Origin of the sequence: Saccharopolyspora hordei, from assembly GCF_013410345.1 — a bacterium.
Classification (GTDB): Bacteria; Actinomycetota; Actinomycetes; order Mycobacteriales; family Pseudonocardiaceae; genus Saccharopolyspora; species Saccharopolyspora hordei.
Genome location: NZ_JACCFJ010000001.1, coordinates 5,307,841 through 5,331,699, shown reverse-complemented (window position 1 = coordinate 5,331,699; position 23,859 = coordinate 5,307,841). Strand labels below are relative to the sequence as shown.

The following is a 23,859-nucleotide window of genomic DNA, read 5'->3' as shown; positions in this document are numbered from 1 at the left end:
CGGAGGAGGCGGAGTGGACGAGTCGATCACCGTGGAGCGCGTCCGGCACGCACTGGTCGTGGGGCGGCTCGACGCGGACGGCGCAGCGGTCCTGCTGGCGGCGAACCTGCCGCCCAAGCGGGACCGCACCTACGTGGTGGTCGGCAGCTCCGCGCTCGACGCGGTGGGGCGGCTCGACCCGTGGGTGACCGCGGACCTCGCCGACGCGGTGCACGGCGATCTCTGCGTGGTGGCACCGAGGTTCGGCTCGATGGGCCGCGACGGGGCGCTGCCGCCCGCGAAGCTGCTCGCGGAACGCCTCGGCGTCGAGGTCACCGCCCCCGACGGGGACCCGACCGCGCTCGCCGACGGGAGCCTGTTCGTCGCCGGGCCCGGCGCGGGCTGGGTGTCCTACCGGCCGGACGGCCGGCGCATCCGCGTCGGCGCGCGGCTGCCCGCGCCGTGGTGGCAGGACGGCTTGCCCGCCGCGTCCGACCACCTCGTCCACGTGCCCTCGGGGCTGTGGGTGCGCCGCCCCGGCGGTCCGGACCGGGGCGACGACCGGCTGCTGCGGCAGGTGCCGGACCCGGACCGGATGTACGTGGTGCTCGGGGCGCCGGGGGAGGAACCGCCCGCGGCGGCCACCGTGGCCGAGGTGCTGCGGGGGCTGCCCGACGAGAACCGGGGCCGCGCGGTCCTGGCCTGCTACGGGTTCGGCGGTGGCGAGCTGGTCCGCGCGGTGTCCGGTGAGCTGGGCGCCCCGGTGCGGGTGGCGCACGGCGTGCCCGGTGACGGCGGGCTCGTGCAGGTCGACGAGGCGGGCGAGGCCCGCTGGCGGCCGTTCGCGCTGGAGACGGTGTACCGGCGCGACGGGGCACCGGTGCTGGACCGCTGGGTCGCGCCGGCGTCCCTGGCGATGGTGGAGCCGGGCTCGTACCAGCTCGTCGAGGGCTGGCGCGTCGACGTGGTGCCGCGCGGGCTCGTCGTGCGGCCCGAGGCGGTGCGGGTGGACGACGCGGTCGCCGCCGCGGACCCGGGGCCGGCGGCCGAGGTCGTGTTCGCGGCCGACAGCGCGGTGCCGCCGGAGGTGGTCACCGCGTTCGACCAGCTCGTGCGCGACCTGCCCGCCGAGGCGCGGGAGGGCCTGCGGATCCTCGCGCAGTGCGACCCGTCGGCGCTGGCGGGCATCGAGGCGGCGGACCGCGTCGTGCCGCTCCCCGCACCCGCGGAACCCCCGAGCGGTGCGCGGGAAGCGGTGCCCCCGCCCCGCGGCGCGGTGGTGGTGCTGCCCGACGGTCGGGTGCTGCCCGCCGCCCCGATCCTCGCGACACCGGGGCCGCGCACGCCCGGCACCGGAGCCGGGAGCGCACCGCTCCCACCGGCTCAGCCGGTGTCCTCGGCCCCGGCGCCGCAGACCTCGCTCCCGCCGTCGCTGCGCCCCGCGCCGTCGGCTCCAGCGCCCGCTCCCGTGCGGCAGACCCCGCCGGCCCCGCAAGCCCCGGCAGCGGTGTCCCTGCCGAGCCCGGTGCAGGCGGCAGCCGCGGCGGCACCGCCGCACGCGCAGCCGGCCCCTCCCGCGCCACCGCTCCCGGCACCGCCGGTCGACGCGCCGCTGTGGGGGCACCCGCGCTCGGCCCCGCCGGGCGGCCGGCCGCCGTGGATCGCCCAGCGGGACGCGCCGCGCGGGGCGTCCGCGCTCGCCGCGCAGGCGGTGGCCGCCGCCCCGGTGCCGGTGCGCGAGGTCGAGGTGACCACGCCCCTGCCCGCGGTGCCGAGCACCCCGGCGCACCAGGCCGAGGAGCGGACCGTCGGGGCAGCCGCCCCAGCGTCGCCACCGGAGCCGAACGGCGGGCTGGCGGGAGCTCTCCGCTCGACCGGCCCGACGACCGCGGTCCCCCCGGTGCGCGGTGAGGCAGCCACCGCGGGGGCCACCACCGCGCAGGCGAGCACCGACACCGCCGCGAACCCCCGCACCAGCGCGGGGACCAGCACCACGGCGGAACCCGGCACCACACCGAAGGCGAGCCCGAGCGCGGAGTCCGGCACCACCGCACGGACCACGCCGACCAGCGAACGCGGAGCGGAACCGGCTCGTCCCGCGACGGGCAGCCTCCCATCCACCGTGGCCTCCAGCACCGCGGCCGGCACCCCGGCCGAACCCGCCGCTCGGTCCACAGTGGATGACCGGGTCGGGTCGCGCACCGAGCTCCTGCCGGAGCCCGACCCCGCGCCGGTCGCGGCGGAGGTGGTCGAGGTGCCCGAGGACGCGCGCAGCACGCCGGAGCAGCGGCAGGCCATGCGCACCGTGCTCGGCACCCGCTACGACGTGGCCACCCGGGCGGTCACCCGCCTGCTCTCCGAGCGCCCGGGCATGCGGTTCGCCGCCGAGGACCGGGCGGCGCTGCTGGCCGAGCTCGCCGTGGTGCGGGTGTTCGCCGACGACCCCACCGGCGAGTACGACGCCGACTTCCACGTCTGCCTGGCCGACGGGCTGCGGCGGCTGCCGACGGTGCGCACCGTCGTGGTCCGCGGCATCCCGGCGGACACCGCGGTCCGGCCGGAGACGGTCCTCCGGCTGCGCGCACCGGTGGTCGCGGCCCCGGCCGGGACCACCGAGCCGGTCGGCCCCGCCGAGGCGCTGATCTGGACGACCACCGGCCGCCGCCTGGACGGGCTGCTCGACGAGCCGTCCGAGCACCGCGACGACGTGGTGCTCACCGGGCACACCCGGCTGCGGGTGCTGGCCGTGGAGTCCGAGCCGGTGCACCGGGTCCTCCTCGCCGAGGACGGTGCCGCTCGCGAGGCCGCGCTGACCCGGCTGCGGGCCGCGGCCGCCGCGCGCGCCGACGTGCCCGCCCGCCGGCCCACCGGCGGCCGGTGGTTCGGCCCGCTGCCCGTGGCGTGAGAGGAGGACCGGTGGACAAGCACCAGGAGCTGCTCGCGCTGGCCGGTCGGGTGCCGGACGGCTGGCTGGCGATCGCCCGCGAGGCGCTCGCCGCCGGCGACACCGACCGCCTCGCCGGGCTGATCGCCACGCTCGACGGCACGGCACCGCAGGCGGGGCCGCACCACTTCGCACCGGACGGGGACGGCCACGAGGAGGCCGACCGCGCGGTGCTCGCCGCGCTCCAGGCCGAGCCCGGGGTGCAGGCGTGCTGGGCGACCACGCGGGGCGGCACCGACCGGGTCCACCTGGTGCAGGCCGACGCCGACCTGCCCGCCGTGACCGCCACCGCCCACCGCGCGCTGTCGGGCCTGGTGGACTCGCCGCGGGTGGAGGTCTTCACCCCCGACCAGGTGCTGCCCGCCTACCACGAGCGCGCGCTGCTGGCCGCGACGCTGCTGTGGTCGGCGACGCCGGGGCCGCAGGTCCGGGTGGCGCGGGCGTTCGACGGCGCCACCGCGTCCGGCCCGTGGTTCGACCCCGGCCACGAGCTGGTGGTGGACCCGGCCGAGCGCAGGCGCCTGCTGGACTTCCTCGCCGCCGGCGACGTCGTGCTCACCGCCGACGCGCTGCTGCCGGACGTGTTCACCGGCACCACGGCGGTCCCGGCGAGCCTGCGCTCCGACGGCACGTGGGTGTGGTCGGAGGCCACCCAGTACTACCTCGACCGCTACCGGCTGGCGCCCGACCCGGAGCTGGCCGAGCACGCGCTGGCCCACCCGCCGGCCGGCCGCCTGAGCCCGCTCGCCCGCCACCGGGTGCGCGCGGCGCTGATCCCACAGGAGGGCCCATCGTGACGACCAGGATGACCGGAGTCCGCTCGGTGCTCGGCGTGTCGCCGACCGAGCCCGACTGCTACCGCACCGTCGGCGACGCGATCAGCTCGGCGCGGGACGGTGACGTGATCTCGATCCGCCCCGGCGTGTACCCGGAGCCGATCGTGCTGGACCGGGACGTCACGCTCTCCGGGGTCGGCTCGCCGGGCGACGTCCGGATCGAGGCGGCGGGCCAGCCGGTGCTGCGGGTGACCGCCGAGCACGCCGAGGTGTCCGGCATCGAGTTCGCGCACTCCGGCGGCGAGGTGGCGGTCGACCTGCAGGCGGGCGCGCTGCACCTGGACGAGTGCGTGGTCGCGGCCGACTCGGAGGTGGCGGTCGTGGCCCGCCGCGACGCGCAGCTGCGGGCCGAGAGCACCACCGTGCGCAACCCCCGCGGCGCCGGGGTGCTGGTGTTCGACGGGGGAGCGGCGCAGCTGACCGGCTGCACCGTCACGTCGGTGGGCACCACCGCGGTGGTCGCCCGCTCCGGTGGGAACCCGGTGCTGGTGGACTGCGCGCTGACCGGGGCGGCGGGCGCGGTGCTCGCCGCCGACGGGGGCCGCGGCGAGCTGCGCGGGTGCCGGATCAGCGGGATCACCGGCACCGCGATCGTGGCGGAGGAGCGCAGCGAGCTCACCGTCACCGGCACCGAGGTGTCCGATGTGGACGGGGTGGGGGTGCTGTCGGCGAGCGGGTCCCGGCCGGTGCTGCGCGACTGCCGCCTGCGCGGGACCACCGCGCAGGCCGTCGTGGTGGTCCAGGAGTCCGGCGTCGAGCTGGACCGGGTCACCGTCGAGGACGCGCGCGGGCACGCGGTGCAGGTGCTGGAGGGCTCGAGCGCCGACCTGTCCGAGTGCGTGCTCACCGGGACCGAGCACGACGCCGTGGTGGCCGGCGCCGACGGCACGGTCCGGCTGGTCGCCTGCGAGGTCACCGGCGGCTCCGGCGGCGGCGTGCTGGCCGAGCGGCAGGCCGTGGTGACGGTGCGGGACAGCCAGGTGGTGGGCACCGCCGGGACCGGGCTGCTCGCGCACGAGCAGGCCCGGCTGGTGGTGGACGGCGGCGAGGTGCGGGAGTGCCAGACCGGTGTGGTGTGGCGCGACCACGCCGACGGGTCCATCACCGGGTGCGCGGTGCGGGACAACCTCGGCGACGGCATCACCGTCACCTCCGACCAGCCGGTGGAGGTGACCGGCTGCACCGCCGAGCGCAACCTCGGCACGGACGTCCGGCTGCCCGGCGGGGAGGCACGGCAGCTCGGCGGCGAACCGTCCACTGCGGACCAACCTCGCCCGGCCCCGGCCCGCGGCGACGAGGAGCTGGAGGACCTGCTCGCGGAGCTGAACGGGCTCGTCGGCCTGGACGGCGTCAAGCGCGAGGTGGAGACGCTGGTGCGGCTGCACCAGATGTCCGAGCGGCGCGCGGCCGCGGGCCTGCCGTCGCCGCCGCTGTCCCGGCACCTGGTGTTCACCGGGTCGCCCGGCACCGGCAAGACCACGGTGGCCCGGCTCTACGGCCGGATCCTGGCCGCGCTCGGCGTGCTGCGCACCGGCCAGCTGGTCGAGGTGGCGCGGCCGGACCTGGTCGCCTCGGTGGTGGGCGGCACCGCGATCAAGACCACCGAGATGTTCAACAAGGCCCTCGGCGGCGTGCTGTTCATCGACGAGGCCTACACGCTGTCCGCGGGCAACGGCGGCGGTGGCGGCCCGGACTTCGGGCAGGAGGCGATCGACACGCTGGTGAAGCTGATGGAGGACCACCGCGACGAGGTGGTGGTGATCGTCGCCGGCTACACCAACGACATGCGCTCGTTCCTCGCCGCCAACCCCGGGCTGGCGTCGCGGTTCTCCCGCACCATCGAGTTCGCCGACTACTCCTCGGCCGAGCTGGTCACCATCGTCGAGGGGCTGTGCCGCAGCCACGACTACCGGCTGGAGTTCGAGACCAAGGCGGCGCTGCACACCTACTTCACGAACCTGCCGCGCGACGCGTCGTTCGGCAACGGCCGCACGGCGCGGAAGGTGTTCGAGGAGATGCTCGGCCGCCAGGCCTACCGGCTGGCCGACGACCCGGACGCCGGGCACGTCGCGCTGACCCGGCTGCTGCCGCAGGACCTCGGCCCGCTGCCCGGTTCCTCGGTGGGCGCCGGTGCGGGCCGGGTGGACGAGGAGCGCATCGAGCAGCTGCTCGGCACCCTGCACGGCCTGGTCGGCCTGGAGGAGGTCAAGGCCGAGGTCTCGGCCATGGTCGACCTGCTCACCTCGGCGCGCCGCAGGCAGGCGGCGGGGCTGCCGGTGCCCTCGGTGAGCAGGCACCTGATCTTCGCGGGCCCGCCCGGCACCGGCAAGACGACGGTGGCTCGCCTGTACGGCTCGCTGCTCGCCGCGCTCGGCGTGCTGGCGCAGGGGCAGGTCACCGAGGTGGCGCGCGCGGACCTGGTCGGCGAGTACATCGGCCACACCGCGCGCCGCACCACCGAGGCGTTCGACCGAGCGCGCGGCGGGGTGCTGTTCATCGACGAGGCCTACACCCTGTCGTCGAGCGGCGGGAACGGTCCCGACTTCGGCCGCGAGGCGATCGACACGCTGGTGAAGCTGATGGAGGACCACCGTGACGAGGTGGTGGTCATCGCGGCGGGCTACGAGCGGGAGATGGAGGGCTTCCTCGCGGCGAACCCGGGCCTGTCGTCCCGCTTCTCGCACCGGGTGCGCTTCGCCGACTACACGCCCGACGAGCTGGTCACGATCGTCAACCAGCACGCCACGGAGTACGGCTACGAGTGCACCGGGCCGACGGTGGCGGCCCTGCGGACCCACTTCGCGACCATGCACCGCGGGGAGTCGTTCGGCAACGGCCGCTACGCCCGCCAGGTCCTGGACGAGACGATCGCCAACCACGCCCGCCGCACCCGCTCGCTGAGCGAGCCCACGATGGACGACCTGTGCCTGCTGCTGCCGGAGGACGTCCCGCCCCCGCCGGGCCGACCGGGGGTCGTGTGACCACCCCCGGGGCTGCCGCGGGTCAGGCGGCGAGCGGCTGCGCCGGGAGCGCTTCCCGGAGCGTGCGGATGGCGTTGTGCAGCCGGCTCTTCACCGTCCCCGGCGGCACGCCGAGGGCCTGGGCGGCCGACGCGGCGGTGCGGTCGGCGTAGTAGACCTCCAGCACGGTCGCGCGGTGCGCGGGGGAGAGGGCTTCGAGCAGCGCGCGGACCACGATCCGGTTCTCGACCTGGTCGTGGGCGTTGGGCGCGATCGCCGCGCTCTCCAGGCCCTGCTCGGGCAGCCCCACCTCGGTCGGGCGGGCGCGACGGCTCCGGTGCAGGTCGACGGCGAGGTTGTGGGCGACCCGCAGCAGCCAGCCCCGCACCGAACCCAGGTCCTCGGTGAGCCGGTCGAGGTTGCGCCACGCCCGCACCCAGGTCTCCTGCACGACGTCCTCGGCGGCGAACCGGTCGCCACCGGTGAGACGTGTGACGTATGCGTGCAGGGCGTCACCGTGGGCGCGCACCACGTCCTCGAGCTGAACACTGGGCATCTCTGCTCCCGCCGCGTCGCTTGTCGCCTACGCCAGCAAGCCTCGCGGCAGCGAGCCGAGCAGTCGCTGGGTCTGTCCCTCCACGTCGAGGGGTTGTCCCGCGTTCTCGGGTAGGGATATCCCCCGCCGCTACGGCAGGTTCGTGCACGGCGTGACACCGGGTCCCGCGGCCGCGCCCGCCACCCAGCGGATGTCGCGGAACGTCGCCTCGAACGGGCCCTGCGCGTACACCAGGAACGGGGTGTTGACCCGCGTCGGGTCCAGGCCCCGCTCGGTGAAGCAGCTCAGCGGGATGGTGACCCTCGTCGGCTGCCCGACCGGCAGGCTGCGGAAGAACCCGCTGCTGTCCTGCTCCCCGCCGCACGGGTAGCCGCAGTGCACGGCGATCGCCGCCGAGCCCTCCAGCGGCCGGTCCACCACCACGTCGAAGACCAGCGCGCCCTGGTGGTCCACGTAGGACGACAGGTCGCGGGTGTCGTTGCCGGTCTGCACGTAGACCTGGGCCGGGGCGACGCTGTTCCACACCACGTGCAAGCCGTTCCCGGTGGTCGCGGTGATCGCGCTGTGCATCGCCCGGTGCCCGAGGACCTCGGTGCCGTCCCACTTGTCCTGCGAGGCGATGTAGGCCCGGTACGGTTCGACGGTGTCGTCGTCGAAGGTCAGCAGCGGCTCGGGCGTGCCCACGGCCGGCGCGGACGCGTCGTCCGAAGTGGACGGACCTGGGGAGCCCTCGGGCGGCGCGGGGTGCTCGGCGCTGGCCGCGGTGCCGGCGTCCCGGCCGCCGCCGAGCAGCACCAGTCCGGTCACCAGCGCCGCGATCGCCGCGATCCCCGCCGCGACCGCGGGCACCAGCCAGCGGCGGCGCCGCGGGCTCGCCGGTTCGGCGACCGGCGCCGGGACCTGGGCCGGTGCCGGCGCCGGCGGCGCGGTGAGCGCGCGCGTGCCGATCGCGGCCGCGCCGAGCGCCACGGTGAACTTCGGGTGGTGGGCCGTCCGCACCGGCTTGCCGAACTGCTCGAAGACCATCTCGGTGACCAGCGGGACCCGCGACGAACCGCCCGCCAGCAGCACGGCCGACAGGTCGTCCTCGCGCAGCCCGGCCGAGGCGACGGTGCGCCGCAGCGCGTCGACGGCCACCTCCACCGACGGCCGGATCGCCGCGTTGAACTCCTGGCGCGAGATCGTCAGCTCCCGCGGCCCCGACGGCAACGGGACCAGCAGCTGCGACTCCTGCTCGGTGGACAGCTCGATCTTGCTGCGCACGCACAGCTCCCGGATGCGGGAGAGCGCGTCCGCCGCGAGGGGATCGGTCGGGTCGAGGCGGGAGACCGCGCCGTCGAGGCGCTCGTCCAGGCGGGCCACCAGGGCGTCGTCGAAGTCCATGCCGCCGAGGTGCTCGACGCCCTCCGGGGTGCCGAGGATCTCCATGCCCTCGCCCCGGATCCGCAGCACGGTGGTGTCCAAGGTGCCGCCGCCCAGGTCGAACACCGCCACGACCTCGCCCTCGCCGAGCGCGCGTTCCCGGCTGTAGTGCGTGGCCGCCGCCTCCGGCTCGGTGATCACCTGGACGTCCTCGAGGTCGGCGAGCCGCGGCACCTCGGCGAACTGCTCCCGCCGGTAGGGGCCCCAGATCGCCGGGCAGGTCAGGACCACCGACGCGGGCGGACCGCTCATCTGAGCGCGGACCTCGTCGACGACGGCGCGCAGCTGCGCCGCCATCAGGGCGCTCGGCGAGTAGGTGGCGCCGCCGAGCACCAGGGGCGTCGGATCACCCAGCCGTCGCTTGAAACCGCGACCGAGCCGCGCCGGGTCGACGTCGGCCTCCGCAGCCGCGGTGCCGGTCAGCAACGTGCCGTCCGGTGCGTGGTAGGCCAGCGACGGGACGACGATGTCCTTCGACAGCGGAACCATGCGCGTCCCAGCGGCGTCGCCGACGGCAGCGGATGTGAACGTTGTGCCCAGGTCGATCCCCATCGCGTACGACACGCCACCTCCTGTGAACCCCGTGCCTGCCCAACCAACCACACAGTTGAGACGATCGGTGCCAATGTAGTTGCCCAGCACCGCTGTGGGTCGAGTCGCGAGCGGCAACTCGGTAGCGATTCGGGGAACTCCCGCAAGGGGGTTGTCCCCACCCGGTCCGAGGGGAGGCACCCTTGCCCACGCGGCGCGCGGCGAGAACGCTGTTCCTGATGCACCGCCTGGTTCGTTGGCTCCGCCGGTCAGCGGCAGCCGTGCCGATCCCGATCCGACCGCCCGATCCCGGCACCGTCCGGCTGCGCTACCAGCTGGAGCGGACGCTGCACGACGGCGCGGTCGCGGAGATCTCCGCGCTGGCCCTCGAACTCGGCATGATCTCCGACAGCACCGCCGACGAGGGCGTGGCCGCGCGGGTCGAGGCGGTGCAGCACCGGGTCACCGGCATCCTGGACGGCCTGCGCTGCGTGGGGGCGTGCATCTACCCGCCGGTGCTGGCCAGCGCCGGACTCGGCCCCGGTCTGCGCGCGGTCGCCGAGAAGCTCGACCTGCGGCTGCGGCTCGACCTGCCGCGCGTCGAGCTCGGCCAGGCGGCGCGGTCGCGCACCGGGCTGCTCATCGCGGACCACTTCCACACCCTGCGGCCCGGTAGTCTGGTCCGCGTGCGGGTGCGGGGACGTCGGATCGTGCGGGTGAGCATCATCGACCAACAGCCGGGCGGGATGCCCCGCCGGAGCCACCGGGCGGTGCTGCGGTGCGGGTAGCGATCGCCGAGGACGGCGCTCTGTTCCGGGAAGGCCTGGTGCTGCTGCTGGAAGCCGCCGGGCACGAGGTCGCGGGCTGCTTCGAGGACGGCGAGTCGCTGGTCGCCGCGGTGGCCACCGACCCGGTCGACGTCGCGATCCTGGACATCCGCATGCCACCGGGTCCGAACGGCGGACTCGTCGCCGCCGAACGCGTGCGCGCGCTGCGCCCGGGGGTCGGGCTGCTGCTGCTGTCGCACTACGCCGAAACCCACTACCTGATGCGGGTTCTCGAGATCGGTGCGGAGCGGATCGGCTACCGGCTCAAGGAACGCGTCGCCGGGGTGCAGGTCCTCGGTGACACGCTGGACCGCATCGTCGCCGGGGAGATCGTCATCGAACCGGTGCTCGCCCGCCGCCTGGTGCAAGGCGGTTCCCAGAGCGACAGCCCGCTCAGCGGGCTCAGCGAGCGCGAGACCGACGTGCTGCGGCTGATGGCCGAAGGCCGCGCCAACAACGCGATCGCCAAGGAGCTCTACATCTCGCCCAAGGCCGTGGAGAAGAACATCGCGTCGATCTTCACCAAGCTCGGCCTGCCCGGCGACGCGACCGTCCACCACCGCCGCGTGCTCGCCGTGCTGGCCTACCTGCAGGCGCAACGCATCGACGGGTCGGTCCGGTGAGCGGAGGGCTGGTCCGGCGCTGGCGCTCCACCGCCTGCCGCCAGCCGCACGAGATCGCCGCCACCGAACCGCCCGAGCGGCTGGCCGCCGCCCTGGTCCGCAACCTCGCCGAAGGCGTCCGCGGCAAGGCCGCGTACGCGATGCCGACCGAGCGCAGCCACGTCGTCGTCGAGTCCTGGCCGCCCGGGCTGACCGGGGTCGCCGACGCGGTCGCCTCGGAACCGGTCGGCACCACGGGCGGCGCGCTGTTCGCCGTCGCGCCGAAGCGGTGGGACGACAGCGCGCGCGACCTGCTGCGCGACACGGCCGCCTGGCTCGGCGTGGCGGCCCGCCTGGCCCGGCTGCACGTCGACCACGCCGCGGCCGACCAGCGAGCCCGCCGGCTCGGCGCGGAGCTCGGCGACGCCCGCGCCCGGCTCGCGCGGGTCCGGGACCTGGAGCGGCACCGGCTGGTCCAGGCGATCACCGCCACGACGCTGCGCGACCTCGACGCGGTGCGGACCGCGCTGCGCGCCGTCACCGAGGAGGGCGCCGGGCTCGCCGTGGCCGAGCAACGGCTCGAGGACCTCATCGACGACTTCCGGGCGGTGGTGCGCGGGGTGTTCCCGGCGATGCTGCCCGAACGCGGGCCGCGCGCGGCCCTGGAGGAGCTGGCGGCGACCCTGCCGCGCCCGGTGACCTTCACCGGCGACCTCGGCCGCCGCGTCGGCTGGCAGCTGGAGTCCGGCTTCTACCACGCGGTCGCGGCGACGCTGAACCTCGTCGCGGGCGAGCCCGCCGCGCAGCCGGTGACGGTGACGTTCGGCCGCGACGACGCGCTGCGCGCCAAGGTGCACGCCCCCGGCGCCCCGGCGGAGCTGGAGCGCGCGCTCGCCCAGGACATCGAGCGGCTCGCGGTGCTCGGCGGCGAGGTGGAGTGCTCGGTCGGCGACGGCGCGGCGGTCGTCGCGGTGCGGCTCCCGGAGCGCGTCGAGCAGGTCCCGTCCGCCCTCGACCCGGCTGAGCTGGAGCGCAGCGCCGTCTACCGGAAGGTGCGCGACCTGGTGCGCCGCGGGCAGGCCGCCACCGGCGACGGGCCGGACCGCGCGGGCTGGGACGCGGTCGCCGAGCGGCTGGCCATGCCGCCGCGGCTCGCCGTGGTGGGGCCCGCACCGGACGCCGCGGAGGCGACCCGCGTCGCCGTCGTCGTGGTGGACGCCCCCGCGGACGAGGCGCTGGCGGCGGAGCTGCGCGGCGACGACGACCCGCGCAGCGGCGTGGACGCCGTGCTGTGCCGGGTCGAACCCGGGCCCGGGTTCCGGGACGCGCTGGTGGCCGGGCCCCACCGGGTGGTGCTGGCCGAGGTCGGGTCGGTCGAGTCGGTGGCGGCGAAGCTCGCCGCGCACGCTCCGGTGATCGCGGCGCGCCGGGCGGTGGTGGCGATGCGCGACCTGGTCCGCGCGCTGCCCCCGGAGCACGAGCTGCGCTGGGCGGTCGAGCGGGTGGGCGCCGACGCGCACGAGTTCGCCGAGCTGGACCTGCTCGACGCCCTGGAGCGGGGACGGGTGCTGCGCGGCGCGACCACCGAGGCGGCCCGGCTGCTCGGTGCGGACGGCATCGACCCGCGCAGCCGCCTCGGCCTGCCGCCGTCGGCGCCCGACGCGGAGGTGGTGGAGGCGGCCCGGGAGGCGGTGGCGCGCTGGCGCGCGCACGCCGGGCACCCGGCGACCAGCGGCCGGGACCGCGCCGCCTGCGACGTGCTCGTGCGCACCGCGGAGGGCCTGCTCGCCCCGACCCTCGAGCAGGGCTGACTCAGAACGGCACGACGCCGCTCACGGTGGTGCCCTCGCCCGGGGCGGAGCGGACCTGCACCACCCCGCCCACCGACGCGGCGCGCGCGGTCAGGTTGGGCAGGCCCGCGTGCGGTGCGGCCGCCGCGAAGCCCGGCCCGTCGTCGGCCACGGAGAACGCCAGGCCCTCGTAGCTGTCCCACGCGGTGACGGTGATCCGCGCGCCCGGCGCGTGCTTGCGCGCGTTGTTCACCGCTTCGAGCACGATGTAGTAGACGGCCGACTCGACCGGGGTCGGGTAGCGGCGGCGCAGGCCGGCGAGGTCGAGCGCGACGACGTCGTGCCGGTCCAGCTCGGTGCGCAGCGCGGCCGCGAGCCCGGCGGTGGCGAGCACCTCGGGCAGGATCCCGGCGGCGGTCTCGACCAGCACCTTCTCCGCGTCGTCCAGCCGCGCCACCAGCTCCTCGACGTGCTGCCGCCCGCCACCGGCGCTGACCCGGTGCGCGGCGAGCGCCAGCGACATCCGCAGCGCCACCAGCTGGTGCTGGGCGCCGTCGTGCAGGTCGCGTTCCAGCCCGCGGCGCTCGGCCTCCATCTCGGCGGCCGCCCGCCACCGCTCGTCCACCAGCGCGCGGGCCGCCGCGTCCCCGGCGCGCCGCAGCTGGTCGGTCTCCAACGCCAACCGGACCACCGCGACCGGGGCGCCGAGCACCGCGGCGACGGCGGGCGCTGGTCCGAGGGACTCCGGCGCGAGGGCGAGCACCCCGCACACCGCGCCGCCGTGCTCGACGTCCTGCTCCGCCCAGGAGTCGCCAGTGCCCCACTGGAACCGCTGGTCCCCGACGACGAGCGCGCACCCGGACGCGCCGAGCGCGGTGCCGACCACCTGGGCGAGCTCGCGGGGGTCGGGATCCCGCCCGTCCCGCGCCAGGTAGGCGGTGATCGCTTCGGCCGCACGCCGTTCCCGGGTCCGCACCCCGCGCACGTTACCGAACACGGTGACGGCGCCCCGCGGTGTCCGGCACCGGGGAGCGCGCTGGGGCTGGGTGGACCTTGACGCTTCAGCATACGAATCGCGAAGTGTTGGTCGAAGGCCCTGAGATCACGATCCGCCCGGTGGGCACCCGTCGTCTGGTGGCGGGTGGTTCCCGATGAGCGGCGACACGATCATCACCGGGCTGACCGCGCCGCAGGCCGATGGGCTGGCCTGCGTGGTGTGCGGAGCTGACTACCTGCGCGTCCGGATTCCGCATGTGCCGTTAGGCAGGTCGGTGACTGGCTCGCAGGTGTTCGCCTGCGTCGGCTGCTGCCCGGACGACGCGCGCCACGCAGCGGGAGGTGTGCTGCGGTGAGTGCCACGGCAACCCCTCGGCGGGACCGCGCGCTGTGGGGGCAGTGCGCCTGTACCGCGCTGGTCGCGCTGGGCGCGGCGTACGCCTCTTACCGCCATGGGCGGGAGTTCGCGTTGCGGTTCGGTGCCGACGAGGTCACGGCGGCGATCTGGCCGTTGATCGTGGACGGCATCCTGACCACGGCCACGGTCGAGCTGTGGAAAACCAGCCACGGCCACCGTGCCGGTGGCCGATGGGCCGCATGGTTGTCCTTCGTATTCGGGACCTGCCTCTCGCTGTGCGCGAACGTGGCGGCGGCTCCAGAGCTGAGCGTGTTCGCCGTGGCGGTGGCGGCGTACCCGCCGCTGGCGCTGCTGCTGGCGGTCGAGTTGCTCAACCGCGCGCTCAAACGGCACCGCGCCGAGACCGCGGGCGAGACCGGCACCGAGACCACCGAGACGGGCGAGACCGGCGACGAGACCGGCTCGGTGGTGCGCTCGCGGGACCGGCGTAACAGCACGTGGACTTCCCGCCGAGATGCGGCGGCCGGGAGATCGGCCGCGAGGCGGTCCACCAGCCGGAGTGCCTTTGTCGGGGTCAGCCATCCTTGAGCGCGGCGGTGGCGGCGCAGGTCGCCCGGAGCATGGGTAAGCCGCGGTCTTCCAGGGCCAGTGGTCCGCTCGCGTCGCGGCGGGCGACGTGGCTGCCCAGCATCAGACCGACGTGCTCGGCCGTGGTGGAGCCGACGAACCACCAATGGGCGAAGTCGCCCGCCGCGACCTCGCGCCATCGGGAATCCCAGGCATCCACAGTGCCCACCAGGTGGGCGTCGGGCATCCCACGGTGGAGCCAGGCGAGTTGCTTGGTCTTTCCGACGTTGTCGACGCCGTTGAGCGACACCGACAGGTGTTGGTGCGTCTCTGCGGTCACGATGCGCTCCGGTAGGTCTTCAGGGGCCGCCACGCCGGGAGCCGTCGGTGGCCGGTGGCGACATCACAAATCAGGTCGTCGTAGGCGTCGGCCAGCTCGGCGAGCTGCCGCAGAGCCAAGCGGGCTCGATCGCGGGCGTCGTTGGTGTTGATCAGGCTGTTCGCGCGGACCCACGCGATCGCCAGCCGGTCGACGACCGAACCGAGGGTCTCGGTGTGCAGCGAGGCGTCCGCGCGGCTGTGAACCTGGGTCGACACCCACTCGTCGATCCGTTCCACCAGGGCGACCCGTCGGGCGTTGAGGTCGTCGACAAGCCGCTTGCTTTCGGCGATGGCGTCGGCGGACGCGCCGGAAGCGCGGCTGGCATCCTCGGCCTGCCACTGCTGCTCGTGTTGGGCCGCCAGCTCGTTCGCCGTGTCGAGGACGAGCTGGCCGGGATGGTCTCTGCTGCTGGTGTCGCGGAACGCCTCGATGATCGACGCGGATCGGGGCAGGATCTCCCGCACTCGCATCACGTGCTGTGTGGCCTGTTCACCGTCGTCAGCCATGATCGGCACCTCCCCTTCGATCGATGTGGGCATGGGGCGCCTGCGCCGAGGGCGGTCGGGGCATCCTCGGCGCAGGCGCGGCTTACTCAGGCGAGGCTGGGTCGTGCGCCGCCGGTTCGACGGCTCAGCGACGCGACCAGCACTCGCTGAACCTCGGCCGAGGCGGGTAGCGCCCAGCCGGCGGTGGACGGGGACACCTGCCAGCGATACGGCAGGCCATCACGCGCCGTTGGAGGGATGGGCAACCGCGCCCCGCTCGCGTGCAACTGCGCATGTCCGTTCGCGGCCAGCTCGGGCCGCAGCGGTTCGTCGTCGCTGCGCACGAAGAACAACCACGAACCGAAGGGCGCGACGGCGACCGGACCACGCCGGGCCGGCGAGAGCTGCGCCAGCGCGCGTTGACCGTGGGCGGCGGGTACTTCAATCCCGTCGACCCCGGCTCCGCACGCCAGCAGCACCGAGTACGGCCGCCGTGTCCACCACTCCATCGCCACGTCCGGGTTGGTCGTCGTGCCCAGTTGCCAGAGCGGAGCGACCGGTTCCAGCCCTGCCGCGCCGCGCCTGCCCAGCCAGGCCCCGTGTTCGGCAAGTTGGTAGGTTCCCGGCAGCACGGGCCAGCCGTGCTGCGCCAGGTCGACGGCGGCGGCACGCGTGTCGGCCCAGGCCAGTCCCGGAATTTCCGGTACCAGGGGTGCGCTCGTCGGTCGCCGAGCGGCGTCAACACGATCACTCACTGGTAGTCGCCTCCGGCTGACGTGGTGTAACTGCGTCTACGAGTTCACCAGGCAGCAGGGACGAACACGACCACAGCGAGTGCCCACAGTTGGGCCAGATCGGGGACATGGGGGGGACATTCCTGATCTGCGGGTGTGGCACGCCCTACCGTTGATCCTGTGTCGCCCGATGAGCCTCGCGTACCGAACACCGTGCTGATCGCCCTGCGCGAGCGGGGCGGGCTGTCCCAGCAGGACCTGGCTGACGAGTTGACGAACCTCGCCGCCCGGTACGGCAAGCACCCGCAAATCACACGCAAGACCATCGGCCGATGGGAACGGGGCGAAGTCGTGTGGCCACAGCCCTTCTATCGCCGACTGCTCGCCGAGTTCTTCGGTTGTGCGGGCGACGAACTCGGTTTCCGCAGGCCGCGCTCTGTCCGACCCGAGCAAGACCAGACCGAGCCTCTTCCCGCGCCGCTCACGTTCGCCACCGCGCCCACAACTGCCGAGCCGCATGTCGAGCGCGACCAGGAGGAGTGGCGCCAGGTCCGGTCGGCCTTGGGCAAGCATCGCCGCGATCTCGCGGTGCTCGCCGAGGCGCTGTACCGCGACCATCGCGTGCCGGGGCTGAAGAACACAGGCGTCATCAGCGCGCCCAACTGGATTCCTGCCGAGCCCGTCCCGCTGGACGAGATCGCGCTGACGCTGGACTCCGTGGTCGCCGAGCCCACGATCACCGGAGCAGAACCCGAGAGCGCCCTGGTTCGCCCGCTGGCCACCATCGACGCTCGATACCGCCGCTACCACGACGCCATCCGCGACCTGGCCGCGCCCCGCTTGTTCGAGAACCGGCTGTGCTTCCGTCTGCTCGAACTCGACTGGACCCAGCCGAGCATGCACTTCGGGCAGATGTGTTTCTTCGACGCAGTCGACACCAATGAGGCGCTCGCCCACGAATTCGCCGCTCACCACCTCTCGATCGACAGCGACCGGGAAACCGTCGTGCCACGTGCCTCCATGCGGCGGCTGACATTTCGCAAGCTGATCGCAGACCCGTTCGATCTCGGCCGCCGACCGCTCATGGGCGCGATCGGCACCCTGACCATCAGGGGCGGCGACAGCCCCAGTGTCGTCCTTCACCAGCGTGACTCCGCCCGCGTCTCAGGCGGCGGCGGGATGGCACACCTGCTGCCCGCGGGCATCTTCCAGCCCTCCTCCGTCATCCCCGCCGCCGTCGCCGCCGACTTCTCGATCTGGCGCAACATCCAGCGCGAGTACGCCGAAGAACTGCTGGGCCATGACGAGTACGACGGCTCCGGTAAGCCGATCCGGTACGACAAGCTGGAACCGTTCACCACGATGGACGAGGCACTGCGCGACGGTCACATTCGCGTGTTCTGCCTCGGTGTCACTCTCGACGCACTCACGCTCGCCGGCGACATCCTCACCGTCGCGATCATCGCCCCGGACACCTACGACGAACTGTTCGCCAACGCCGTTGAGACCAACTCGGAGGGTTCCATGCCCGCGCGGGCATTTCCGTTCGAGGAGAACACCCTGACGTGGCTCCACGAGTCCAAGCGCCTCTCTCCCGGTGCAGCGGCGGCGTTGCACCTTGCCTGGAGCAATCGCAAGGTTCTGCTTGTCTGAGCCGGTAGCGAGCCAGTCGGTCGGCCAGTGAGCAGGTCACCTGTGATTGGCCCGGCCACCGACTGCGCATGGTTCACTGTTTCCGCAGTTCGGCGGCCCTGTTGGCGGGTCGAGCGCGTCGTGAGCGCGATGGCGGCGCACGGCGGTCCTGAGGCTCGTTACGGCCCGTGCGGCGGCAGGCGGACTGAGGTAACGGCCTGGTCTCAGTCGGTCGTGTTGGTGTCCAAGATCGGCCTTCAGTAGTGCAGGGGTTTCCTGGCGCACTGGAAGGAACGGCTGATCATGGTCACCATCCACCGAAGGCGGCGATATCGCCGATCACAACGCGCCAGTCACGGCGAGATCACTCCACGGTCACAATGTTCGGCTTTTGGTCACGTTTGGGTAACGGACCAGGATTTTGGGGCCGTTCCCGCCGAACCCATCGCTGACCAGCGGATTTAGTAACAGCGGCTTCGGCGTGTGGGTCAGCGGATTCAGAACGCCGAGGCTGCGCTGACCCAGACGCGGTACGAGACGCCAACCCAGCGTCCGCCGCGACGAACTCACCCTCGCCCTTGACGACGCACCCACCGTGCCCGAGCCCGCTACCCTGGCGGCGGTGGCCGATCAGATCGTCGAGATCATCACCAGCGGCAGCCACAACCAGATCAAGGGCCTCGTGGAAGCCTTGGTCGCCAAGGTCACCGTCACCGGCCCCGACCGGCTCATCCCGGTCTTCCGCATCCCTCAGCCCCGCAACAACGACGGGGCCGCCCCCGCCCTACCAGCGAAAACGGCCCCGAACGGAGTGGTTCGCACAATGACTGAATCGGTGGGGCCGGAGGGAGTCGAACCCTCACTGGCTAGGACCTAAACCTAGTGCCTCTGCCGGTTGGGCTACGGCCCCCAGGTGGCCCCAGGGTAGCGGGTGGTGCGATCTTGGTCCGCAACGTGTCCGGCCGGGCGCTGCGCGCGACACGCCAACCGCTGGTGCGTGGCCGGTTCGCGGGTGCTCTACGGTGGGCAACAGCCAGGTGAAGGGTGAGGAGGACACGTGGCTCGTGATCCGGACGCCATCGAGCGCGACATCGAGCAGGCGCGCGAAGCGCTGGCCGCCACTTTGGACCAGCTGAGCGAGAAGGCGAACCCGCAGAAGTTCGTCGACGCCGGCAAGGCCAGCGTGCAGGAGAAGCTCAACGATCCGCGCGTGCGCTACGTGCTGATCGGGGTCGGTGCCCTGGTCGCGGTCGTGGTGGTGCGCAAGCTGTTCCGGTGAAGCCCGCGGGCCTTCCGGGGCCCGCGGCTTCCCGCCGCGGTCCTACCGCACCGCGACCGGGTCTCCCCGGCGCACGTCGCCGGGTCCGGTGACGCGCACGATGACGCCGAACTTGTTCTCGTGCCGTTCGATCAAGTGAGCCTGCAGCGCTGGCCAGCGCTCCCGCCCCTCGGCGTCCCAGCTCGGCACCGCGCAGCGGATGCACGGTCCGGCGTTCTCGCCGGTGACCTCCAGCTCCACCTCGCCCACGGTGAGCGTCGCGCCCGGCTCCCACCGCTCCTCGGCGAAGGCCGGCAGGTCGGTGTCGAGGTGCAGGTTCGTGCGGAACCGCCGCAGGTCGACCTCCGCGCCCAGTTCCTCGCCCAGCGCCACGCGCGACGCCTCGAAGGTGACCAGCACCGTCGGCCCGCGGTCCTGCTGGCCGTCCGCCGCGTGCAGGCTCAGCGGCAGCCCCAGCGACCCGGTGAGCGCGTCGACGAGCGTCGGGTCGTCCCACTCCCACGTGGTCCCGTCCGGGGCGTGCAGCTGCGGCGGTCGCGCCGGGTCGGCCACCGGGCCGTAGGCGGCGCCCCAGCTCAGCATCGCCGGGTTCTGCCGGACCGTCAGCGTGTTCCCCTCGCGGGTCGGGCGCCTGTCGCGCAGCGCGTACGCGCGGTCGCCCGCCATGCCGCGGTGGTCGAACCGGGCCGCCGGGACGGACTCGCCGCGCAGCGACTTCACCGGCCACCTGGTGAGCTCCGAGACCGTTCCCCCTGCCACGCGCTCCTCCGTCCTCGAGTCGGAGCCCCACCCTAGCGCGCGACGGCGGGGGATCAGCCGTGCAGCAGCGGCAGCAGCGCCTCGTGGACCAGCCGGTCCACGAAACCGGTGTCGAGCGGCTCGTCGGTGAGCATGAGCCGGTAGATCAGGCACGCCCCGGTGATCTCGACGACGGTGTCGACGGGGGCGTCCGCGCGGATCTCGCCGCGCTGCACCCCGCGCTCGATGAGCCTGCGCAGCACGTCGCGCTGCGGCAGCAGGAAGGACTCGCGGAACGCGGCGGCCAGCTCGGGCTCGTGCGGCAGCTCGCCGACCAGCGCCTGCGCGGCCTTGCCGACCGGGCCGGTGAGGAACGAGGCGAAGCTGCGCAGGAAGTCGCCGAGGTCGGCCTCGATGGAACCGCGGTCCGGCTCCGGGATGCTGCGCTGCACCAGCTGGTTGCAGGTGTCGATGACCAGGTCCAGCTTGGAGTCCCAGCGCCGGTAGATGGTGGCCTTGCCGGCGCGGGCGTGCGCGGCGACCGCGTCCATGGTCAGCGCGCGGTAGCCGACCTGGGCCAGCACCTCCATCGCCGCCTGCCGCAGCGCGGCGTCGCGGGAGGCGTCCCGCGGCCGTCCCCGACCGACCGGCCGGGTCTGCTCGGCGCTGGTCACGGTCTCCTCCTCGCGTGCCCTGCTCGTCGGCGCGTTCACGACGGACATCCTAAGCGCCGGGCCTCGTCCCGGGGCGCCGGCGAACCGCACGAACCGGTCATCGGTCCACTGTCCACGCTGCCGGTGCGCGCCGCGCGGTCACCCCGCCGACCGGGCCGACAGCCCGTGCCGGGCGTGCAGGTAGGCCGTGGTGAAGGCGAAGCCGTCCCCGTCGAGCAGGTGGATCACGATGCGGCCCACCGAGCTGGGCGCGAGCTCCTCGATGAGCTGGTCGGCCTGGTCGCGCGCGGCGATCAACCCCGGGGCCCGGGCGCTGCGCTCGTCGGTGTCGGTGGTGACGGTGACCAGCCAGTCGTCCCCGTCGCGCGTGTAGTTCGCGGTGATGTGTGCCATGGACGCCTCCCGCTCTCTTGCTCGGGCACTGGTGTGGTGTCGCGGTCCGGGAGCGATGACGGCGTGCGCGGACCGGCCACGCGTGGCCGTCGACCCTACGTGCCGTCCGCGGGCAGGTCCTCGGGGCGGTCGACGTCGAACCCGGCGGAGACGTCGTCGCAGGGCACCAGCGCCACCTCGCGGTCGCGCAGGTAGCCGCGCGCGCCGGCGTCCCCGGTGGCCGCGGCCCGGGCCCCGGCCCAGTGCTCGCGACCGAGCAGCACCGGGTGGCTGCGCCGGCCGTCGTGCGCGGCGGCGGCCAGCGCGTCCGGGGCGGCCAGCGCGGCGACGCGGCGCACGGCCTCGGCCCCGACGCCGGGCATGTCGACCGGCAGCACCACCGCGGCGTCGGCGTCGGTGCTGGTCAGCGCGTCGAGGGCGGTGCGCAGCGAGGACCCCATCCCGGTCTCCCAATCGGGGTTGACCACCACCGTCGCCCCGGCCAGGTCGGCCCGCTCGCGGACCTCCTCGGCGGCGGCGCCGAGCACCACCACGACCGGGGCACACCCGCCCGCGGCGAGCACCCGCGCGGCCCGTTCCACCAGCAGGGACCCCTGGTGCTCGACGAGCGCCTTGGGCATCCCGAACCGGCGGCCGGCCCCGGCGGCCAGCACCACTCCCGCGACCTCCACGACGGCCACGCTACCCACCCGGACGAGCCGACCGGGGTCCCCGGGGGGAACTCACTCGACCAGGGCTTCCACGGCCTCGATGCCGAAGTAGGCGGCGAACACCACCGCGAGGACGCCCACCAGCCAGCCGATCTCGCGGGCCTTGCCGCGCGCCACCTTGATCACCGCGTAGGCGATCAGCCCGGCCCCGATGCCGTTGGTGATCATGTAGGTGAACGGGATCACCGCGATGGTGAGGAACGCCGGGACCACGTGCTCGGGGTCGTCCCACGGGACGTGGCGGACCTGCGCCATCATCAGCGCGCCCACGACCACCAGCGCGGGCGCGGCGGCCTGCGCGGGCACCACCGCGGCCAGCGGCGTGAACAGCAGCGTCGCGCAGAACAGCAGCCCGGTGACCACGCTGGCCAGCCCGGTGCGCGCGCCCTCGGCGACCCCGGTGGCCGACTCCAGGAACACGGTGTTCGGCGAGGCCCCGGTCAGCCCGCCCGCCGCGGCGGCGACCCCGTCCACGGCCAGGATCCGGCCCATGCCCTCGACCCGGCCGCCGCGCACCAGCCCGGCCTCCGTGGAGACGCTGGTGATGGTGCCCATCGCGTCGAAGAACCCGGACAGCACCAGGGTGAACAGGAACACGGTGGCCGTGATGCCGCCCGCCGCGGCGAACCCGCCGAACAGGTCCACCTGGCCGAACGTGCTGAAGTCCGGGCTGCCGACCACGCGGTCGGGCAGTTCCGGCACGATCGTGCCCCACTGCTCGGGCGGCACGCCGAAGGCGGAGTGGACCACGATCGCGACGACGGTGCTCACCGCGATGCCGATGAGCATCGCGCCGGGCACCTTCCGCGCCAGCAGCACGAGCACGAGCAGCAGGCTCAGGCAGAAGACCGCGATCGGCGCGCCGACCAGGTGCCCTTCGGGGCCCTGGCCCATCTGCACCGGCACCGTGGTGCCGGCCGCGTCCGGCTTGCGGGTCACGAACCCGGCGCTGACCAGGCCGATCAGCGCGATGTAGAGGCCGATGCCGACGGTCAGCGCGGTCTTCAGCGGCGCCGGGATGGCGTTGATGACCTTCTCCCGCACCCCGCTGACGGCCAGCACGACGATGACGACGCCCTCCAGCACCACCAGGCCGAACGCCTGCGCCCAGGTCATCGCCGGGGCGATGGTGAAGGCGACCACGGCGTTGACGCCGAGCCCGGCGGCCAGCGCCAGCGGCGCGTTGCCGACCAGGCCCATCGCGATGGTCATCACCCCGGCGGTGGCCGCGGTGGCGGTGGTCAGCTGCTCGGGGCTGAGCTGCGCGCCGGTGGCGTCCCGCGAGGAGCCGAGGATGAGCGGGTTGAGCATCACGATGTAGGCCATCGCGACGAACGTGGTCAGGCCGCCGCGCAGTTCGCGGGCGACGGTGGAGCCGCGGCTGGTGATGCGGAAGAAGCGGTCCACCGCGGAGGGTCCCGCCCGGTCCGGTCGCAGCTGCTGGGTCATGCGTCCTCCCATGCCGGTGGGCGCCCCGGGGCGGTGCTGCGGGCACCGCCCGGACTGCCCCCTGCGGGCGGTCTGCCGGGCAGGGGAGGGCCCGGCGGAGGGGCGCCGAACCCGTGGTGGGGCACTTGGTCGATGTGTGCGGTCCCGGTGTGGTTCCCGGGAGGCGGGCGGGACATGGTTCCGCGATGCGGAGGCGATCAGTGGCCCACCCGCGGGGCTCCGGCACGACCCGGTCGTCGCGACCGGAACCCGGGTGCAGGACTGGGGGTTCGTGAGCTGGGGGAGTCGCCGGGACCGTCCCCGCGGGCTCCGGAGGTCTGGTGGTGCCGCGCCCGGAGCCCACGTCGAGTCCCCAGCGCGGCTTCGCTCCGGCGCCCGCAGCGACGCGACTCCAGTGCACGAGTTCAGTGGACCGTGCGGACCTCGTCCCCCTGCGGTCTGAGGACCCGCAACTCCAGTGGGGATCGCGGGTGCGGTCCCGAGGGGACTCGCGGACCCGCGCGGCGCGAGGGGGTCAGTACTCGACCCGGTCGGGCTTGGCCCGCCACGCGTCGAAGGCCTGGTTGCGGTTGGGCACCGCCACCCGCTCGACCGGCGTCGGCGACTCGGTCCGCGGGTCCTCGAACACGTCGTAGAACGCCCGGTCGTCGAAGCCCGCGTCGGCGGCGTCGTCGCGGTCGGCGGCGAACAGCACCCGGTCCACCCGCGCCCACAGCGCGGAGGCCAGGCACATCGGGCACGGTTCGCACGAGGTCACCAGCACGCAGCCGTCCAGCTTGAAGGTGCCCAGGGCGCGGCAGGCCGCGCGGATCGCGGTGACCTCGGCGTGCGCGGTCGGGTCGAGGTCGACGGTCACCCTGTTGGTGCCGGTCGCGATGACCTCGCCGTCCCGCACCACCAGCGCGCCGAACGGCCCGCCACCTGCGGCCACGTTCTCGGTGGCCAGCTCGATGGCCCGCGCCACCCAGGCCTGCTCGACGCTCGTCGCGGCGTCCACGGACATCGTCGTACTCCT

At 74.3% G+C, this 23,859-nt stretch carries 22 protein-coding genes and 1 tRNA gene; 10 read left to right on the top strand and 13 right to left on the bottom strand.

Translation table 11 applies throughout. The annotated features are described in order from the left end of the window. The first annotated feature begins 13 nt into the window (after nt 1–13). The 3 genes from HNR68_RS24365 to HNR68_RS24355 are packed head-to-tail and all read left to right on the top strand — an operon-like array spanning nt 14 to nt 6,740. The gene (locus tag HNR68_RS24365) at nt 14–2,884 is read left to right on the top strand and encodes a hypothetical protein (protein WP_179724057.1); all 2,871 of its coding nucleotides are present in this window, start codon (nt 14–16) and stop codon (nt 2,882–2,884) included. A gap of 11 nt (nt 2,885–2,895) precedes the next feature. Further along, nucleotides 2,896–3,720 (top strand): hypothetical protein, encoded by an 825-nt coding sequence (locus tag HNR68_RS24360; RefSeq protein ID WP_179724056.1) that lies wholly within the window; start codon nt 2,896–2,898, stop codon nt 3,718–3,720. After that, on the top strand, nt 3,717–6,740 hold the full coding sequence (locus HNR68_RS24355; protein WP_343050381.1) for an AAA family ATPase: 3,024 nt from the start codon (nt 3,717–3,719) through the stop codon (nt 6,738–6,740). Before HNR68_RS24360 ends, HNR68_RS24355 begins: the two co-directional genes overlap by 4 nt. A gap of 22 nt (nt 6,741–6,762) precedes the next feature. Here the strand turns inward: HNR68_RS24355 and HNR68_RS24350 are convergent, their stop codons facing one another. Then, nucleotides 6,763–7,275, bottom strand: coding sequence for a sigma-70 family RNA polymerase sigma factor (locus HNR68_RS24350; protein WP_179724055.1), 513 nt, complete (start codon nt 7,273–7,275; stop codon nt 6,763–6,765). Nucleotides 7,276–7,404: 129 nt separating this feature from the next. Next, nucleotides 7,405–9,186, bottom strand: coding sequence for an Hsp70 family protein (locus tag HNR68_RS24345; protein WP_218888414.1), 1,782 nt, complete (start codon nt 9,184–9,186; stop codon nt 7,405–7,407). Between the two features lie 323 nt (nt 9,187–9,509). Here HNR68_RS24345 and HNR68_RS24340 point away from each other — a divergent pair, with 323 nt between their 5' ends. The 3 genes from HNR68_RS24340 to HNR68_RS24330 are packed head-to-tail and all read left to right on the top strand — an operon-like array spanning nt 9,510 to nt 12,468. After that, a complete protein-coding gene (locus tag HNR68_RS24340) occupies nt 9,510–10,016 on the top strand; it encodes a hypothetical protein (RefSeq protein WP_179724053.1) in 507 nt (168 codons plus the stop codon). Then, a complete protein-coding gene (locus HNR68_RS24335; RefSeq protein ID WP_179724052.1) occupies nt 10,007–10,678 on the top strand; it encodes a LuxR C-terminal-related transcriptional regulator in 672 nt (223 codons plus the stop codon). The genes HNR68_RS24340 and HNR68_RS24335 overlap by 10 nt, the downstream gene beginning before the upstream one ends. Beyond that, nucleotides 10,675–12,468, top strand: a complete 1,794-nt coding sequence (locus tag HNR68_RS24330; protein ID WP_179724051.1) for a hypothetical protein — start codon at nt 10,675–10,677, stop codon at nt 12,466–12,468. Before HNR68_RS24335 ends, HNR68_RS24330 begins: the two co-directional genes overlap by 4 nt. Before the next feature lies 1 nt (nt 12,469). Here the strand turns inward: HNR68_RS24330 and HNR68_RS27510 are convergent, their stop codons facing one another. Then, entirely contained in the window at nt 12,470–13,423 is a 954-nt protein-coding gene (locus HNR68_RS27510; RefSeq protein ID WP_179724050.1) for an ATP-binding protein, read from the bottom strand. 175 nt (nt 13,424–13,598) lie between these two features. Between HNR68_RS27510 and HNR68_RS24320 the strand changes: the two genes are divergently transcribed. Together HNR68_RS24320 and HNR68_RS27015 are read left to right on the top strand one after the other, a co-directional pair. Continuing rightward, nucleotides 13,599–13,799 carry a hypothetical protein gene (locus tag HNR68_RS24320; RefSeq protein WP_179724049.1) on the top strand — a complete coding sequence of 67 codons (201 nt, stop codon included), beginning with the start codon at nt 13,599–13,601 and terminating at the stop codon, nt 13,797–13,799. Beyond that, nucleotides 13,796–14,389 (top strand): DUF2637 domain-containing protein, encoded by a 594-nt coding sequence (locus HNR68_RS27015; RefSeq protein WP_179724048.1) that lies wholly within the window; start codon nt 13,796–13,798, stop codon nt 14,387–14,389. Before HNR68_RS24320 ends, HNR68_RS27015 begins: the two co-directional genes overlap by 4 nt. Here HNR68_RS27015 and HNR68_RS24310 read toward each other — a convergent pair. From HNR68_RS24310 to HNR68_RS24300, 3 genes are all read right to left on the bottom strand, one after another. Continuing rightward, nucleotides 14,376–14,708, bottom strand: coding sequence for a hypothetical protein (locus tag HNR68_RS24310; RefSeq protein ID WP_179724047.1), 333 nt, complete (start codon nt 14,706–14,708; stop codon nt 14,376–14,378). The two genes, HNR68_RS27015 and HNR68_RS24310, sit on opposite strands and share 14 nt — an antisense overlap. Next, a complete protein-coding gene (locus HNR68_RS24305) occupies nt 14,705–15,256 on the bottom strand; it encodes a DUF4254 domain-containing protein (RefSeq protein WP_179724046.1) in 552 nt (183 codons plus the stop codon). Before HNR68_RS24305 ends, HNR68_RS24310 begins: the two co-directional genes overlap by 4 nt. Nucleotides 15,257–15,342: 86 nt before the next feature. Beyond that, nucleotides 15,343–15,990 carry a bifunctional DNA primase/polymerase gene (locus HNR68_RS24300; protein ID WP_343050379.1) on the bottom strand — a complete coding sequence of 216 codons (648 nt, stop codon included), beginning with the start codon at nt 15,988–15,990 and terminating at the stop codon, nt 15,343–15,345. Between the two features lie 159 nt (nt 15,991–16,149). On the opposite strand from HNR68_RS24300, the gene HNR68_RS24295 reads away from it, so the two are divergent. Further along, nucleotides 16,150–17,622, top strand: a complete 1,473-nt coding sequence (locus tag HNR68_RS24295; protein WP_343050378.1) for a helix-turn-helix transcriptional regulator — start codon at nt 16,150–16,152, stop codon at nt 17,620–17,622. An 815-nt stretch (nt 17,623–18,437) separates the two neighbouring features. Here the strand turns inward: HNR68_RS24295 and HNR68_RS24290 are convergent. Continuing rightward, nucleotides 18,438–18,511, bottom strand: a tRNA-Leu gene (locus tag HNR68_RS24290). Between the two features lie 147 nt (nt 18,512–18,658). Between HNR68_RS24290 and HNR68_RS24285 the strand changes: the two genes are divergently transcribed. Then, the gene (locus tag HNR68_RS24285; protein ID WP_179724045.1) at nt 18,659–18,880 is read left to right on the top strand and encodes a DUF3618 domain-containing protein; all 222 of its coding nucleotides are present in this window, start codon (nt 18,659–18,661) and stop codon (nt 18,878–18,880) included. Between the two features lie 42 nt (nt 18,881–18,922). Here the strand turns inward: HNR68_RS24285 and HNR68_RS24280 are convergent, their stop codons facing one another. The 6 genes from HNR68_RS24280 to HNR68_RS24255 form a co-directional block, all read right to left on the bottom strand. Beyond that, nucleotides 18,923–19,639: an MOSC domain-containing protein gene (locus HNR68_RS24280; protein WP_179724044.1), complete on the bottom strand. Its 717-nt coding sequence runs from the start codon at nt 19,637–19,639 to the stop codon at nt 18,923–18,925. A 53-nt stretch (nt 19,640–19,692) separates the two neighbouring features. After that, nucleotides 19,693–20,340 (bottom strand): TetR/AcrR family transcriptional regulator, encoded by a 648-nt coding sequence (locus tag HNR68_RS24275; protein WP_179724043.1) that lies wholly within the window; start codon nt 20,338–20,340, stop codon nt 19,693–19,695. A gap of 90 nt (nt 20,341–20,430) precedes the next feature. Next, nucleotides 20,431–20,685: a hypothetical protein gene (locus HNR68_RS24270; RefSeq protein ID WP_179724042.1), complete on the bottom strand. Its 255-nt coding sequence runs from the start codon at nt 20,683–20,685 to the stop codon at nt 20,431–20,433. Between the two features lie 95 nt (nt 20,686–20,780). Next, nucleotides 20,781–21,356 (bottom strand): nucleotidyltransferase family protein, encoded by a 576-nt coding sequence (locus HNR68_RS24265; RefSeq protein WP_343050377.1) that lies wholly within the window; start codon nt 21,354–21,356, stop codon nt 20,781–20,783. A 51-nt stretch (nt 21,357–21,407) separates the two neighbouring features. Further along, nucleotides 21,408–22,844, bottom strand: a complete 1,437-nt coding sequence (locus tag HNR68_RS24260) for an NCS2 family permease (protein WP_179724041.1) — start codon at nt 22,842–22,844, stop codon at nt 21,408–21,410. A 514-nt stretch (nt 22,845–23,358) separates the two neighbouring features. Continuing rightward, a complete protein-coding gene (locus tag HNR68_RS24255) occupies nt 23,359–23,847 on the bottom strand; it encodes a nucleoside deaminase (RefSeq protein WP_179724040.1) in 489 nt (162 codons plus the stop codon). Nucleotides 23,848–23,859 lie beyond the last annotated feature (12 nt).